Origin of the sequence: Streptomyces sp. NPDC096012 (genome assembly GCF_040426375.1) — a bacterium.
In the GTDB taxonomy this organism is placed as follows: Bacteria; Actinomycetota; Actinomycetes; order Streptomycetales; family Streptomycetaceae; genus Streptomyces.
This window is the reverse complement of the sequence record NZ_JBEOTD010000025.1, coordinates 110,046-124,058: the sequence shown is the minus strand read 5'-3', so window position 1 is coordinate 124,058 and position 14,013 is coordinate 110,046. Positions and strand designations below refer to the sequence as shown.

12 protein-coding genes are annotated in these 14,013 nt (G+C 74.1%); 4 read left to right on the top strand and 8 right to left on the bottom strand.

Translation table 11 applies throughout. The features are described from left to right. The 4 genes from ABVB68_RS23455 to ABVB68_RS23440 form a co-directional block, all read right to left on the bottom strand. Nucleotides 1–1,052: serine/threonine-protein kinase (locus ABVB68_RS23455; RefSeq protein WP_353603077.1), on the bottom strand; the 1,052-nt coding region annotated here is incomplete at its 3' end. A 44-nt stretch (nt 1,053–1,096) separates the two neighbouring features. Continuing rightward, on the bottom strand, nt 1,097–2,929 hold the full coding sequence (locus ABVB68_RS23450) for a nickel transporter (protein ID WP_353603076.1): 1,833 nt from the start codon (nt 2,927–2,929) through the stop codon (nt 1,097–1,099). After that, the gene (locus tag ABVB68_RS23445; RefSeq protein WP_503006218.1) at nt 2,926–4,287 is read right to left on the bottom strand and encodes a tetratricopeptide repeat protein; all 1,362 of its coding nucleotides are present in this window, start codon (nt 4,285–4,287) and stop codon (nt 2,926–2,928) included. The genes ABVB68_RS23450 and ABVB68_RS23445 overlap by 4 nt, the downstream gene beginning before the upstream one ends. A gap of 452 nt (nt 4,288–4,739) precedes the next feature. Next, a complete protein-coding gene (locus ABVB68_RS23440) occupies nt 4,740–6,281 on the bottom strand; it encodes a DUF4331 domain-containing protein (protein ID WP_353603075.1) in 1,542 nt (513 codons plus the stop codon). 208 nt (nt 6,282–6,489) lie between these two features. On the opposite strand from ABVB68_RS23440, the gene ABVB68_RS23435 reads away from it, so the two are divergent. From ABVB68_RS23435 to ABVB68_RS23425, 3 genes are all read left to right on the top strand, one after another. Then, on the top strand, nt 6,490–7,032 hold the full coding sequence (locus tag ABVB68_RS23435) for a sigma-70 family RNA polymerase sigma factor (RefSeq protein ID WP_353603074.1): 543 nt from the start codon (nt 6,490–6,492) through the stop codon (nt 7,030–7,032). Next, on the top strand, nt 7,029–7,841 hold the full coding sequence (locus ABVB68_RS23430) for an anti-sigma factor (RefSeq protein ID WP_353603073.1): 813 nt from the start codon (nt 7,029–7,031) through the stop codon (nt 7,839–7,841). The genes ABVB68_RS23435 and ABVB68_RS23430 overlap by 4 nt, the downstream gene beginning before the upstream one ends. A 126-nt stretch (nt 7,842–7,967) precedes the next feature. After that, nucleotides 7,968–8,237, top strand: coding sequence for a hypothetical protein (locus ABVB68_RS23425; RefSeq protein WP_353603072.1), 270 nt, complete (start codon nt 7,968–7,970; stop codon nt 8,235–8,237). A 131-nt stretch (nt 8,238–8,368) separates the two neighbouring features. On the opposite strand, the gene ABVB68_RS23420 is transcribed toward ABVB68_RS23425, so the two are convergent. The 4 genes from ABVB68_RS23420 to hmgA form a co-directional block, all read right to left on the bottom strand. Then, the gene (locus tag ABVB68_RS23420) at nt 8,369–9,565 is read right to left on the bottom strand and encodes a CaiB/BaiF CoA transferase family protein (protein WP_353603071.1); all 1,197 of its coding nucleotides are present in this window, start codon (nt 9,563–9,565) and stop codon (nt 8,369–8,371) included. A gap of 301 nt (nt 9,566–9,866) precedes the next feature. Then, nucleotides 9,867–11,021 (bottom strand): type ISP restriction/modification enzyme, encoded by a 1,155-nt coding sequence (locus ABVB68_RS23415; RefSeq protein ID WP_353603070.1) that lies wholly within the window; start codon nt 11,019–11,021, stop codon nt 9,867–9,869. Between the two features lie 25 nt (nt 11,022–11,046). Continuing rightward, a complete protein-coding gene (locus tag ABVB68_RS23410; RefSeq protein ID WP_353603069.1) occupies nt 11,047–11,796 on the bottom strand; it encodes a GntR family transcriptional regulator in 750 nt (249 codons plus the stop codon). A 27-nt stretch (nt 11,797–11,823) separates the two neighbouring features. Further along, complete coding sequence (gene hmgA, locus ABVB68_RS23405) at nt 11,824–13,140, bottom strand: homogentisate 1,2-dioxygenase (RefSeq protein WP_353603068.1); 1,317 nt, start codon at nt 13,138–13,140, stop codon at nt 11,824–11,826. A gap of 152 nt (nt 13,141–13,292) precedes the next feature. Here hmgA and ABVB68_RS23400 point away from each other — a divergent pair, with 152 nt between their 5' ends. Beyond that, nucleotides 13,293–13,874 carry a hypothetical protein gene (locus ABVB68_RS23400; protein WP_353603067.1) on the top strand — a complete coding sequence of 194 codons (582 nt, stop codon included), beginning with the start codon at nt 13,293–13,295 and terminating at the stop codon, nt 13,872–13,874. The last annotated feature ends 139 nt before the right edge of the window (nt 13,875–14,013 follow it).

Here is a 14,013-nt window from a genome sequence, read left to right as displayed (position 1 = left end):
GGAGGAGGGTACGACCATCGCACGCGAGCTGCACGACGTGGTTGCCCACCACATGCGGGCGGCCGCCGGACCGGCCACGCGGCCGTGGTTCGGGGGCCCGGGTAGCCGCTGGGCAGCGGCATCGCCGGCGCGCCGGCCGGCCGCCGCGCCCCCGCCCGCGCGGAGCCGTCCGCCACCGCCGGCGGGTACGGCGACGTCACCGGCCGCGTATCGGCCCGGGGCGCGCCGCCCGCCGCGACCAACCGCAGCTCCCGCTCGGCCTGTTCGGCGGGAAGCCGTCCGGCCGGCTCCTTGCGCAGCAGCCCGGCGATCACGGGCGCGAGCGGCCCGGCCCGGCGCGCCGGGGGCAACTCCTCGTCGACCACGGCCCGCAGGGTGCTCAGCGGGGTGTCCTGCCGGAACGGCGAGACCCCCTCGACCGTCGCGTACAGCAGCACCCCCAGCGACCACAGATCCGACTCGGGTCCCGGCGTACGCCCCAACGCCCGCTCCGGAGCGAGGAATTCGGGCGAGCCGATCACCTCACCCGTCATCGTGAGCTCGGAGCTGCCCTCGACGCTGGCGATCCCGAAATCGGTGAGGACCACCCGCCCGTCGTCGGAGAGCAGCACATTGGCCGGTTTCACGTCCCGGTGCAGCACCCCGGCCGCGTGCGCCCCGCGCAGCGCGGACAGCACCTCGGCACCGATGTGCGCGGCCTGCTGCGGCGACAGCGGGCCCTCGGCGTCCAACCGGTCGGCCAGGGACACCCCGCGCACCAGCTCCATCACGATCCAGGGACGGCCCGCCTCCGCCGCCACGTCGTACACGGTGACCACGTTGCGGTTGGCCACCCGGGCCGCCGCCCACGCCTCCCGCTCCAGACGCGCGTACATCCGCTCGACGTCCGCGGCCGCCAGCCCGGCCGGGGCCCGCACCTCCTTGACGGCCACCTCGCGGTGCAGCACCTCGTCACGGGCGCGCCACACGGTGCCCATGCCGCCTTCACCCAGCGGGGTCAGCAGACGATAGCGACCCGCGATCACACGTTCACGGCCCGGCTCCACGGACACGGGTGCCCCCAAGGCATCTCGCGCGAATCCTCCACAAAAGTAGCTCAGCCCAGAGCGGATGCGGCCCCCTTGAGCACCAGGCCGGTACCGAGCGCGACCACGAGCAGAGCGGACCCGAGCGGCACCGTGCGGCGCACCAGCGCGGCCAGCGGGTGCGCGGTCCAGCGCGGGCGCCGCTCCAGCACCCCGGCCACCCCCGAGCCCAGCCGCACCACGGCGAACCCGGCCGCGGTGAGCGTCAGCGCGAGACCGGCCCCGTACGCCACGACGAGCAGCAGCCCGAACCAGGCCTGCCCGAGCGCCGCGGCACCGACCAGCACGACCACGGCGGACGGGCTCGGCACCAGCCCACCGGCGAACCCGAGCAGGAGCGTGCCCCGGAGGGTGGGAGCGGTGGGGTGGCTGTGGGTGTGACCACCGTGGCTGTGCACCACACCGGTGTGCGGGTGACGACGTCCGTCCGGTGCGTGGTGGTGGTCGTGCGCCTGATGGCGGTCGTGGGTGTGCTCGTCGGGGTGGCCGTGGGCGCGCTCGCCGGGGTCGTCGTCGTGGTGAGCGTGAGCCTCGTGGTGGTGGTCGTGGTGCCGACCGTGAGCGTGTGCGTCGTGGTGCCGCCGACCGTGAGCGTGCGCGTCGTGGTCGTGGTGCGGACCGTGGTGGTCGTGCTGCTGACCGCCGGTGTGTCCGTCGTGCTCGTCGGCGGGTCCGTCATGGGTGGGGCGGTGCTCGCCGTGTGCCCCTTCCCGGGGCGCACCGACGAGGGCCAACGGGCGCTTCTCGGCTCGCGCGTGAGCGTGCTCGTGCGGGTGCCGGTGGGGGTGCGGACGCGCGGGCTCGTGCGCGGGCGCGGGCGCGCGGTTGCGCCAGGCCCGGCGTACGAGGTTGGCACCGGCCAGCAGCACCAGGGCGCCGCTCGCGACGCCCAGCCAGGCGATCACCGAGGGCGTGGCGGCGGAACCGGCCGTCACGAGCAGGCCCAGGGCGACGACACCGAGGGTGTGGGTCACCGTGACCGAGGCGGCCAGCGGAAGCACGTCGCGCAGCCGGGCCCGGCCGCCGCGTGCCGCCGCCGTCGCCGCCATCAGCGTCTTGCCGTGTCCCGGGGCGAGGGCGTGCATCGCGCCCAGCGCGACCGCGACGAGCAGGGCGAGCGCGGCGAAGCCGACGGTGAGGTCGTGGCGGGCCACCAGGTCGTCGAGGGCCCGGGTCCAGCGGTCGGCGCCCCGGGGGAGCACTCCGGCGCCGGGGGCGTCCCGCCGTTCCGCGTCCGCCGCGAGCGCCGGACCGCCGGGCCGCACCCGCAGGGTGGCGGAGGCGGTGTCGGCCGGTGACGACAGCAGGTTGCCCGGGTACGCGGTCAGTTCGTGCGAGACCGACGTCCTCGGTACGTCCGTCGCCGTGAGCGTCGTCCGGTCGCCCCGCGCGGTGATCTCCCGCCAGCCGGGCCCGCCGGAGGTCCCGGCACCGTGGAACTCGAGGTCGACGGTGTGTCCGCGGGGCAGCGGAGCGGTCAGCCGGCACTCCACGCGCAGGGTGTGCAGACCGGCCTGACCGGGGCGCAGACGTGCGGTGGCGCCGGCGGCGGTGAGAGTGGCCGGTCGCCCGGAGACGGTGAGCCGGCTGTCCGCTGCGGCCCGGGCGCACCGCTGCCGGGCCCACGCGGCCAGTCCCAGCCGCTCCAGATCGGGCCCGGCCTGGGTCGCCGGGATCTCCGCGAGGTCCTCCACGTGGTCGACCCGGAGCCGACCGGGCGCGGCGACCAGACCGTCGTAGCGGTTGACGGTGAAGTTGCCGAGGGGATGCGCGCTCGCGGGTCCGGCCGGGAGCAGCGCGAGGACGCACCCGGCGAGGAGGACGAGCAGTCGGCGCGCCTTCACCGCGTGCCCTCCAGAGCCTTACGGGCCCGCGCCGCCCCCAGCGGCGAGAAACCGGGGTTCAGCCGCAGCGCCGAGGTCAGCGAGGAGCGGCCGGCCGCGCGGTGGCCGGTGGCCAGTTCGATCGTCCCGCGGTGGAAGAGGAAGGCCGCGTTGCGGTAACCGGTGGCGGTGGCCCGGCGCGCGTAGGGAAGGGCCTGCGCGTCGTGGCCGTTGACGTGCAGCGCCCAGGCCAGGGCGTCCGCGGTGTGCACGGTGTGCCGGCGGCTCCACTCGGCGCGGGCCGCCCGCAGCGCGGCCGCCTTGTCGCCGTGGTCGGCCGCGGCGAGCGCGGTGTCCAGGTCCGCGTTGACGCCGTTGGCACGGGCCAGCGCGATCCAGGCGTCCACCAGTGCGTACTGCCGCCGGGCCAGCGCCCGGTCGCCGGCCGCGCCCCGCGCCTCGTACAGTTCGCCCAGTTCGACGAGCGGGCCCGGCAGCGGGTACCGCGAGACCACCGTCTCCAGCCCCTTGATCGCGGCGGCCCGGTCGCCGCCCGCCGCCTGCGCGCGGGCCCGGCCCTCCAGCGCCGGCAGGTAGCCGTCGTCCGCGGCCAGGGCGCGGGCGTAATGGTGCAGAGCGGATCTGTAGTCGCCCTGGCTCCAGGCGAGTTGACCCAGCTGCGCGGCCACGTACGCGGTGTCGCCCGGCGACGTGGCGGCGGCCAGGGCCTGTTCGAGGACCCGGCGCGCCGTGGTGACGTCGCCGCGCAGCTCGTGCACGTAGGCGTACCGCGTGAAGACCGGAACACCCGGTTTGCGCGCGTCGGCGGTCCGGGCCGCCTTCGCCGCCTCGGCGTACCGGCCCAGTTCCACCAGGGCGTCGATACGGGAGGACAGCGCGCGTTCGCTGTAGGGGTTCTGCCGCAGGGCCGCGTCCGCGAAGGCCAGGGCGTCCTTGAAGTCGTGCCGGGCGGTGGCCAGGGCGGCACGGCCGGCCAGCGCCCGGTCGTCGCCCGACGCCGCCGGCGACAGGGACAGGGACCGCCGCAGGGCCTGTTCCGCCTGCGGGTACCGGGACGGGTCGCCCTTGGTGCGTGCCTGCTCGACGTAGGCCAGCCCCAGGGTGGCCCAGCCGCCGGAGTCCTTCGGCTGGGCCCGCAGATGCGTCTGGAGCGCGGCGATGCTCGCGTCCAGGTTCCCGCCGCCCAGCACACCGGGGTCGACCGCGGCCGCGGCCACCGGCTGGGGCGCGGGCGTCCGGTCGGTACCGAGCGCGATCGCCCCGCCGGTCACGGCGACCGCCAGCAGCACACCGGCGACACCGAGTTGCGACCCACGCCGAACCCGCGCGAGGGCCCCGACCCGGCGCACGGCGGCCACACGCCCCGCACCGACACCACCTTCGCCCCCGCCGACGGGCCGGGATTCTCCGGCGCCTTCGCCGCCCTCGCTGTCGGGCCGTGGTACTCCGGCGCCTTGGCTCTCACCGTCGGGCCGTGGTTCTCCGGCAGCTTCGCTCGCACCGTCGGGCCGTGGTTCTCCGGCGCCTTGGCTCCCACCGACGGGCCCGGGTTCTCCGGCGCCTTCGCTCGTGTCCCTCGCCGGGTCTTGACCCGTGTCCTCGGCGCCGGCGCCGGCGGCCGCCGTCCGCGGCGCCGTCGCTGGAGGAGGCGGTGGGAGGGCGGCCCCGCCGGCGGCCGCCGTCCGCTCGTGCTGTTCGTCGTCCTGCCCGCGCGGGCCCATGCCTGCTCCTCCGTCGGTCGTGTGGAAGGCGCGGCCCGCCGTGGGGGGAGGGGAGCACGGGCCGCGCCGGTCTTGAGGGAACGCCGGTGTCAGTAGGCGCGCTGCAGGCGCCGGCGCCACCACGCGAAGGCGGTCCCGATCAGCAGGATCCCGGCCGCGCCGGAGGCCGCCGACGCGGCGATCAGCATGGTGTCGCCCGAGCCGCCCCCTGCGGAGCCGGCCGGCTGCAGGGCGTCACCGAGCTGGCTGCGCACGTCCGCACCCGCGGTCGTCCCCTTGGCGAGCCGGCCGCGCGAGCCGGCCGTGGGCTCGGCGACGTAGGGGAAGTACTTCTCGAAGTGCTTGTCGTTCTTGTCGACCGCGTCGCCCAAGTCGTTCTTGGAGCCGACCAGTTCGCCCTCGACGACCTGCAGCGCCTCGTCGATCACGTCGTCGGTGAGCCGGCGCCCGTTCGGGAAGCCCGCGTTGTCGCCGTCCAGCACGCCCAGCCGCTTGGGATGCATGCTCGGCTTGATCGAGGTGTTGAGCCGCAGCTCCTCCGCGGGCTTGCCGTTCGGCGGCTGGTTCAGGCCCTTGACGCCCTTGAGGAAGACGTCGACGAGGTCGTTGCGCGGCTCCGCGGGAGCCTTGATCTTGTAGATGGACTCGATGAGCTTCGGCAGCTCGGGATTGGTGACGTTCTTCAGGAACTGCGCGTCGTACGCCGGCTGCGACGCGTTGAACCTGTCCTTGTCCTTCTGGGGGTTGACCACCTCGTTCACCAGCGGGTTGCCGAGGCGGGAGACCTGTGTGTAGTACCCCTGGGCGTTACGGCGCTGGGTGGTGGACCAGATGCCGACGACCGGCTGGCCGGAGGACTCGCGGATCAGGTCGTTGGGCACCTGCAGGGCGATGGTGTTGACGTTGTAGCCCTTGAGGGTGTCCCGGCCGACCTCGCTGAGGTTCCCTCCGTACAGCAGGTCGAAGACGCGCAGGTCCAGGAAGAACGGGTCGTCGGCCTGCCCGGCGAAGGTCGTGGCGCCGCCCGCCGTCTTGTATATGGCCTGTGAACGCAGCTTGCCGTAGTCCGGCATGGACGCCTTGCCGACGTTCGACGGCGCCGCCGGCACGTCGTCGGCGACCTTCGTCCTCGACACCTCGTGCCCGTTCTTCATCCGGATCAGATCGAGGTCGTAGGTCTGCGTGATGTTGAGGTCGGGGTCCGCCAGGTTGGTGACCGGGCCCGTGTTGTAGAGGAAGGTGTCCCCGTTCTTCGTGTGTGTCTTGAAGGTGTACCGGAACACCAGATCGTCCTGCGCGTCACCGTTGCTGTCGACGTGCAGGTCGTACTGGGCGTCGTCCGCGAACGTGTAGAAGTTCGGTCCGCCCGCCGGTTCCTCGAACGGGATCCAGTCGGCCACGATCGTCGTCGTGTCGGGCTTGTCCGGGCTGACGAACGCGTACACGTCCGTGTTGTCGTACTGCGGGGTGCCCGAGATCAGCGGGGCCTCCCGGTGGGAGGAGGCGGAGGCCGCCCCGGGTTCCAGTGCGGTGACGCCGGCGGCTGCGAGCCCTCCGGCGGCCAGCGCCCCGCAGATGAGCGTGACCAGGCCCGAGCGCCCCGCCCCGCTGCTGGAGAAAAGAGGTGTCATGCCGTCCGTCCTCAGTGCCGACTTGCCTTTGACGGACGGGTATACGGAGCCGGGGTGCGGATCGGTTTGGTCGGAGGGAAGAAACTTTTTCCCGGCCCACGACCCGCGTTTTCGGCCCGCTGATCCGTATCACCTCGGGGAGGTGTGTGCGGTGCGGATGCGCGGTGCGCGGGGAGGACCGGGCTGCGGCCACGGGGAGGGGGCCCGGATGGCGGCCGACGAGCTGCTGGTTCTCGTGGCCGGGGGCGACCAGCGGGCGTTCGAGGAACTGTACGCACTGGTGTCCGGGCCGGTGTTCGGACTCGTCCGGCGGGTGGTGCGCGATCCCGCCCAGTCGGAGGAGGTCGCGCAGGAGGTGCTGCTCGAACTGTGGCGGTCCGCCGCCCGCTTCGACCCCGGCCGCGGCAGCGCCCTGTCCTGGGTCCTCACCCTCGCCCACCGCCGCGCCGTCGACCGGGTGCGCAGTGCCCGCGCGGCCGGCGAACGCGAGCAGCGGGAGGCGCTGCGCGCCGGGGAACCGGCCTTCGACCAGGTGGCCGAGGAGGTGGAGGCCGGACTGGAACGCGAGTGGGTGCGCCGCTGCCTGAACCGGCTCACGGCGCTGCAACGCCAGTCGGTGACCCTCGCCTACTACGACGGTTACACCTACCGTGAGGTGGCGGAGCGGCTCTCGCTGCCGCTCGGCACGGTCAAGACGCGGATGCGGGACGGTCTCGCCCGGCTGCGCGAGTGCCTGGGAGGTACCGCATGAGCATGCTCGGCAGACTCCTGGGCCGTGAGGATCTGCACTCCCTCGCCGCGCCCCACGCGCTCGACGCACTCGAACCCGGCGAGCGGCGCCGCTTCGAGAAGCATCTGCGGGGCTGCGACCGCTGCGCCGGCGAGGTACGGGCCCTGGCCGAGGACGCGGTGCGCCTCGCCTGGTCCACGGCGGCCCCGGCGCCCGCCGCCCTGCGCGACAGGGTCCTGGCCGCCGTCCGCAGCACACCGCAGGAGCCGGGCCCGGCCCGGGAGCCCGCCCCCCGGCTGCCGCCGCACGTGTGGGGAGCCCAGCCACCACCGGGCCGTGCCCGTCCGCCCCGGCCGCGCCCCCTGTTCGTGCCGTTCGCCACGATCACCGCCGCGGCGGCCCTCGTCGTCGCCTCCCTCTTCGCCGTCCAGGCCCACCGCACCGCGGACCGGCTCGCCGCGGAGCAGGCCCGGGCACGTGACATCGCCCACGTTCTCGCCGCGTCCGACGCCCGCGCCGTGAACAGCAGGGACACCCGGGGCCGGAGTATCGGAGTGATCGCCTCCGCGTCGGAGGGGGAAGCCGTCGTCACCCTCAGCGGATACGGCGACCCCGCCGGAGGACGCGTGCACCAGCTCTGGCTCGTGCGCCCCCGCGCGCAACCCCGCTCCCTCGGGCTCCTCGCGGGCGACACGCCCTTGGTCGCGAAGGGCCTGGGCACCTCGGCGACATCACTCGCCGTAACCGTCGAGCCTGACGGAGGGTCAGCGCAGCCCACCGGTCAGCCCATTGTCCAACTCACCCTGAAATCGGTCGGATTCGGAGAGTAGTCAAGGATGGATGGTCAACCTCCTTACGGGGAAGGTGAATCCTGTGGCCGAGATACACGCGTGCCCCACCGGGACGATAGGGTTACCCTGCCCGGGCCGGGTGGACTCGTACGGGTGGGGAGTGACATGGAGCAGATAACAGTGCGCAGCAGGGCCAGGGTCCCTGCGATCACCTGCGGTAGCAGCGCGACCAGTTCGCGCCTCGACCGCCATCTTTCGGTGCTCGCGGGCCCCGCCATACCGCAGCGCGAGACGATCGAGGCGACCTCGCTGATGCGCGAGCTGACAGCGCGTGACGCCGTGCACGAGCGCAGTGACCGGGGTGCCCGGGTCAGCCGGGTCTCGCTCTTCGCGCCCCTGCGCCGGCTGCGCCGCTCGCTGTTCGGCGGCCACTAGCGCTCGTCCGGCGGTCGCCGGGTGACCTCGGCCACCGGGCACCGCGTACCTCACCGTTCACCGCGCACCTCACCGACCACCGTCACCGAGTGAACCGGCGCCCCCCGGAGGCCAGTCCGGGGTGCCCGAGGTCAGGCCGTCACACCGTCCCGGCGCAGTGCTGCGATCTCGCCGTCCGTCATTCCCACGGCACGCAGCAGCGCCGCGGTGTGCTGCCCGAGTGCGGGCACGTCACCCATCCGCGCCTCGTCACCACCCGGCAGGGTGATCGGCGGCAGCAGCGCCCTCAGCGGTCCGGCAGGCGACCCCACCTCACGCCACCGCTCCCGCGCCGCCAGCTGGGGATGCTCCGCCAGCTCGTGCAGGTCCCGCAGCCGCGCACAGGCGATGCCCGCCCGCTCCAGCCGGGCCAGCGCCTCCTCCGCGTCCAGCGCCCGCAGCGCACCGGCCACCAGCTCGTCGGTCCGCGCCCGGTGCGCCACCCGCGCCGCGTTCGTCGCGTACGCCGGATCGGTCCCCAGCTCCGGGCGGCCTATGACCAGCTCCGCCAGGCGCCGCCACTCCCGGTCGTTCTGCACCGACAGCAGTACCCGCCCGCCGTCCGCCGTCGCATAGGCGTCGTACGGCGCGATGACGGCGTGCGCGAGCCCGGTGCGCGCCGGGGGCTCACCCCCGTGCATCGCATGGTGCAGCGGATGCCCCAGCCACTCCGCGAGCGCCTCCAGCATGGACACCTCCACCGGACCGCCCCGCCCGGTCGTCCCGCGCCGGACGAGGGCCGCCAGCACGCCCGAGAAGGCGTACATGGCGGCCGCGATGTCCGCCGCCGGAATGCCCGCCTTGACGGGCTGCCCGGGCGTCCCCGTCACGGACACCAGGCCCGCCTCGCACTGCACGAGCATGTCGTACGCCCGCTTGTCCGCGTACGGCCCGGACCCGCCGTAGCCCGAGATGTCCACGGCGATCAGCCGGGGGTGCGCCGCGCACAGCGTGGCCGCGTCGAGACCGAGCCGGGCCGCGGCACCGTGCGCGAGGTTCTGCACGAACACGTCCGCGTCCGCGATCAGCCGCCGTACGACGGCGAGACCGCGCGGATCCTTCAGGTTCAGCGCGAGGGACTCCTTGCCGCGGTTGCACCACACGAAGTGCGAGGCGAGACCGCGGGCCGCCGTGTCGTAGCCGCGCGCGAAGTCGCCGCCGTCGACCCGCTCCACCTTGATGACCCGGGCGCCCAGGTCGGCGAGCTGCCGGGTCGCGAAGGGCGCGGACACGGCCTGTTCGACGGCGACGACGGTGATGCCCTCCAGGGGCAGGGGGAGAAGATCCATGGGGTGGATGATCTCCCCACGCCGGCGGCTTTGTCAGCAGCCGCTCGGCGGTGACGGCCCCGCCGGCCGGGCGGCCCGGATCCCCGGCGGGAGCCGGAGCGCGCCCCGCTTCCTGTCGCCCCGGGGCTAGGCCCTGTCTGACCATTCGCGTCTGCCGCGCGACGCCCTGCACGCACTCTCGCCGCACCGGCCCCAGACCCGAGTACGTCCGGTACGAGCGCCTGGGGCCGGCACGCCGAGAGCACGCACCTGACGCCGCGCGGCCGCCCTCCGGGCGACGACGCGAATCGTCAGACAGGACCTAGAGCAGCGCGAACTGGCCGTCCGGGCCCTCTTCGTGGTGGTCCAGGACCGAGGCGGGGCGGCGGGAGGCGTCCGGCGGCGGAAGGACGCCGGCCTGCCGCAGGTCGGCCGCCGTGACCGCCGACCCCGGCGGTGAGCCGGCGGGGAGCGGCCGCGGTTCCGCCAGCAGGGCGAGGACCGTGATGAGTTCCAGCAGTTCCGACGTCCAGGCCTGGGGCCAGGTCGCCGGGCGGATCGCGGCGAGGGTGCCCGGCTCGGCCGGTGCGGTGCGGGCGGCGAACCAGGTCTGGAGGACCCTGGCCCCGGCCACCTCGCGGTCCCAGACCTGGGGCGGAACGGGGGAGATGCGGCCCTCGTCGAGGTGCAGCGCCTCCTCGTCGCGGTCGTAGTGCAGGCTCACCGGGCGGCTCGGCAGGGGAGCGCGGACGTAGGGGCGGCGGCCGCCCGGCAGTTTGGGGCGCTCGCCGTCCCGGCGCATCAGCCAGAGCAGCCGGCGGCCGGACGCGACGCCGCGGGACCACAGTTCCCGGTCGTCGGTGAGCGGCACGGTCAGGTCCGGGCGGACCGCCGACAGGATCCAGGCCAGTACGTCCGGCGGCGTCGGCTGCTCGCCCAGCCGCGCGGACAGGTGATCCAGCAGGCCGGGGGCGAGGTTGGGCTCCGTGCCGCCGGGGCGCCGGTACAGCGGGCGGACACGGCCGGCGCGCAGGGTGGGCAGGAGCGACGTCGCCAGCAGCGGGAAGCGGTCGTCACCGGTCTCCACCGTGAACACCTGCTGCGCGTCCGCCACCCGCCACAGTTCCGGGCGGGCCGTGTCGATCAGCCGGTGGTCCGGGATGAGCCACTGCTCGTCGAAGGGCGCCGCCAGGACCCGTACCGGCTCCGGGCACGGCCCTTCCGCGCGTGCGAGCCGTTCGGTGCCGGTGGACCGGCCGGGCAGCTGGCCCACCGCCGACCGCAGCGTGCGCGCGCGGGTCGACTCGAACAGGGCCTCCCGGTCCGGCCCTTCGGCCTTCAGCAGGGCGTCCCAGCGGGCCTTCAGCGAGGCCGGGTCCGGTGCCGTCGGCCAGGCGCGGCCCGGTCGCAGCGGTGCGACGGACCACGGCATCAGGTCCGCCAGCAGCGGAGCGTCGTCGTGCGTCACGCACGGCATCGTACGGCCTGAGCGGTGCCCGGGATCAGGTCGCGTCCAGCGTGACGGTGAACGAGAAGCGGTCGCCCCGGTAGTGGATGACCGCCACGTCCAGCACCCGCCCGGCGGTGTCGTAGGTCACCCCGGTGTAGTGCAGGATCGGGCTGAGCAGCGGCACTTGGAGCAGCCGCGCGGTCTCCGGATCCGCGAGCCGGGCCTCCACGGTGTCCGTGATGCGGCTGATGTCCGCCTTGACGACGTCCCGCAGCACCTTCGTCATCGGCCAGCGGACCAGATCCTCCAGGTCGATCCGCGCGGCGAGTTCGGGACGGACGTGGTTGACGGCGTGGTTGGTCGGCTCGCCCGTCTTCTCGTCGCAGCGCAGCCGGTGGTACGTCGCCACCTCCGCGAGATCCGTGAAGTACTCGGCGATCCCGGTGGGCACCGGTGCGCGCCCGTGGTCCAGCAGCTCGGTCGTCATACCGGACTGCTGGGCCACGATGGCGTCCACCGAGCCCAGGAGGCGCACGGGAGCCCCGCGCCGCGCCCCGGGCTCGATGAACGTGCCGCGCCGCCGGTGCCGGCTGATCAGCCCCTCGTCCTCCAGCTCCTTCAGCGCCTGCCGCATGGTCAGCACGCTGACGCCGTAGTGCTCCGCCAGCCGTTCCTCGGTGGGCAGGCGCAGCGGGTCCTGCGGCGAGCGGCCGAGTATGGAGGCGCGCAGCGACTGCGACACCTGGTACCACAGCGGCAGCTTGCGGTTCAGGACGATCGAGTCCGGGGCGAAGGAGGTCACACGGCTATCCGTACCTGTCGGGGCTGTTCAGTGCAATGGACGGAAATGGCGCTGCAGACCCTGCCACACGTCGTCGTAGCGCCGCTGGAGATGCTCCGCGCCGGCCGCGTGCGGGGTGAGCGTCACCGGCCAGCGGGTCTCGAACATGAACGCCAGACCGTCGTCGATCTTCTGCGGCCGCAGCTCGGCCGCGCTCGCGCGGTCGAAGGTCTCCCGGTCCGGCCCGTGCGCCGACATCATGTTGTGCAGCGAGCCGCCGCCGGGCACGAAGCCCTCCGCCTTGGCGTCGTAGGCGCCCTCGATGAGGCCCATGTACTCGCTCATCACGTTGCGGTGGAAGTACGGCGGCCGGAAGGTGTCCTCACCCACCAGCCAGCGCGGCGCGAACACCACGAAGTCGACGCCGGCCAGGCCCGGGGTGTCCGACGGGGAGGTCAGGACCGTGAAGACGGACGGATCGGGGTGGTCGTAGGAGATGGAGCCGATCACATTGAAGCGGCGCAGGTCGTAGACGTAGGGCACATGGTTTCCGTGCCAGGCGACCACGTCGAGGGGGGAGTGGTCGTAGGTCGCCGTCCAGAGGTTGCCGCAGAACTTGTTCACCACCTCCACCGGTCCCTCGGTGTCCTCGTACGCGGCGACCGGCGCCCGGAAGTCGCGGGCGTTGGCGAGGCCGTTGGCGCCGATGGGGCCGAGGTCCGGCAGCTGGAACGGCGCCCCATAGTTCTCGCACACATAACCGCTGGCCGACTCGTCGAGCAGTTCCACACGGAAGCGCACCCCACGAGGAATCAGTGCGACATGGGCGGGCGCCACATGGAGCCGGCCGAACTCGGTGTGCAGCAGCAGCGCGCCCCGCTCCGGCACGATCAGCAGCTCCCCGTCGGCGTCCGAGAAGACCCGCTCCATCGAGGTGTCGGCCCGGTACAGATGCACGGCCATACCGGTGCGCTGGGTGGCGTCGCCGTTGCCGCCGAGGGTCCACAGCCCGGCCAGGAAGTCGGTACCGGCGGGCGGTTCGGGCAGCGGGTCCCAGCGCAGCCGGTTCGGGTCGGGCACCGTCTCGGTGAACGGCGCCGTACGGATCGCGCCGTTGTCGGTGCGGGTGAACGCCGGGTGCGCCGCCGACGGCCGGATGCGGTACAGCCAGGAGCGGCGGTTGTGCGCCCGCGGCTCGGTGAACGCCGTACCGCTCAGCTGCTCCGCGTAGAGCCCGAGCGGTGCGCGCTGCGGTGCGTTACGGCCCTCGGGCAGGGCGCCCGGCACCGCCTCCGAGGCGTGCTCATTGCCGAACCCGGTCAGATACGACAGTGCCTCGGCGCTCTTCCGCGCGTCCCCGCTCATGCTCGCTCCCTTGCGGTCCTGATTCCTATGCAACACCGTAGGAATGTGCGAGGCCGTCCGCAAGGGGGCCCGGCCTCCTGCGGCCGGGGGACGGGAAGAACCAGACTTCAGGCGGATTCGGGCTTCCGGAGCGTTGTCCTAGTCTGCGGAGCATGTCGTGGACGACGCTGAGGACGCCGAGGACGCCGACGCGCAGATCTCTCGCCGCGCTCGCGGTCTGCGTCCTGTTGCCGTGCGCGGCGGCGGGCTGCGCGACCGGCGAGGCGCACGGCCGTGGGAGCATGCCGTCGCCCTCGCCGGTGGGCAAGGTGCTGGACGACACCGACGACACCGGCCGTCATCTGCGCGAGGTGGCCAAGCGGGACGCGCCGGAGGTCGGCGTCGAGGTGACCCCGGACTCCGGCGGCGGCTGGGACGTCCGGCTGGCCTTCCACCGCTTCCGCTGCTCCGCACCCGGCGCCCGGCCGGCGGCGGCCCCCGGGCGCGGTCTCGCCCATCTCTTCGTCGACGGCCGGCGGGTCGCCCGGCTGCGCGCGCCCGAGTACCACCTGCCCGGCCGCCTCGTCCCACGCGGCACCCACCACGTCACCGCCCGCCTCTACGCGGACGACGGCACGGTGTGGGCCGTGCACGGCAGGCCGGTACAGAGCACCGCCGACATCACGGCGTCGGACTCCGGGTCGGACGCGGACGCGGACGGGGGCGCGGGCGCGGGCGTCGGGCACGGAGGCTGATGCGGATGCGGATGCGGGCGTCGGGCACGGAGGCTGACACGGATGCGGATGCGGGCGTCGGGCACGGAGGCTGACACGGATGCGGATGCGGGCGTCGGGCACGGAGGCTGACGCGGACGCGGACAGGGTGCCGGATGCG

Excerpts from the sequence above, each read along its gene's own strand:
- ABVB68_RS23440 (WP_353603075.1), bottom strand. The coding sequence starts at position 6,281 with ATGACACCTCTTTTCTCCAGCAGCGGGGCGGGGCGCTCGGGCCTGGTC.
- ABVB68_RS23435 (WP_353603074.1), top strand. The coding sequence starts at position 6,490 with ATGGCGGCCGACGAGCTGCTGGTTCTCGTGGCCGGGGGCGACCAGCGG.
- ABVB68_RS23430 (WP_353603073.1), top strand. The coding sequence starts at position 7,029 with ATGAGCATGCTCGGCAGACTCCTGGGCCGTGAGGATCTGCACTCCCTC.
- ABVB68_RS23425 (WP_353603072.1), top strand. The coding sequence starts at position 7,968 with ATGGAGCAGATAACAGTGCGCAGCAGGGCCAGGGTCCCTGCGATCACC.
- ABVB68_RS23420 (WP_353603071.1), bottom strand. The coding sequence starts at position 9,565 with ATGGATCTTCTCCCCCTGCCCCTGGAGGGCATCACCGTCGTCGCCGTC.
- ABVB68_RS23415 (WP_353603070.1), bottom strand. The coding sequence starts at position 11,021 with ATGCCGTGCGTGACGCACGACGACGCTCCGCTGCTGGCGGACCTGATG.
- hmgA (WP_353603068.1), bottom strand. The coding sequence starts at position 13,140 with ATGAGCGGGGACGCGCGGAAGAGCGCCGAGGCACTGTCGTATCTGACC.
- ABVB68_RS23400 (WP_353603067.1), top strand. The coding sequence starts at position 13,293 with ATGTCGTGGACGACGCTGAGGACGCCGAGGACGCCGACGCGCAGATCT.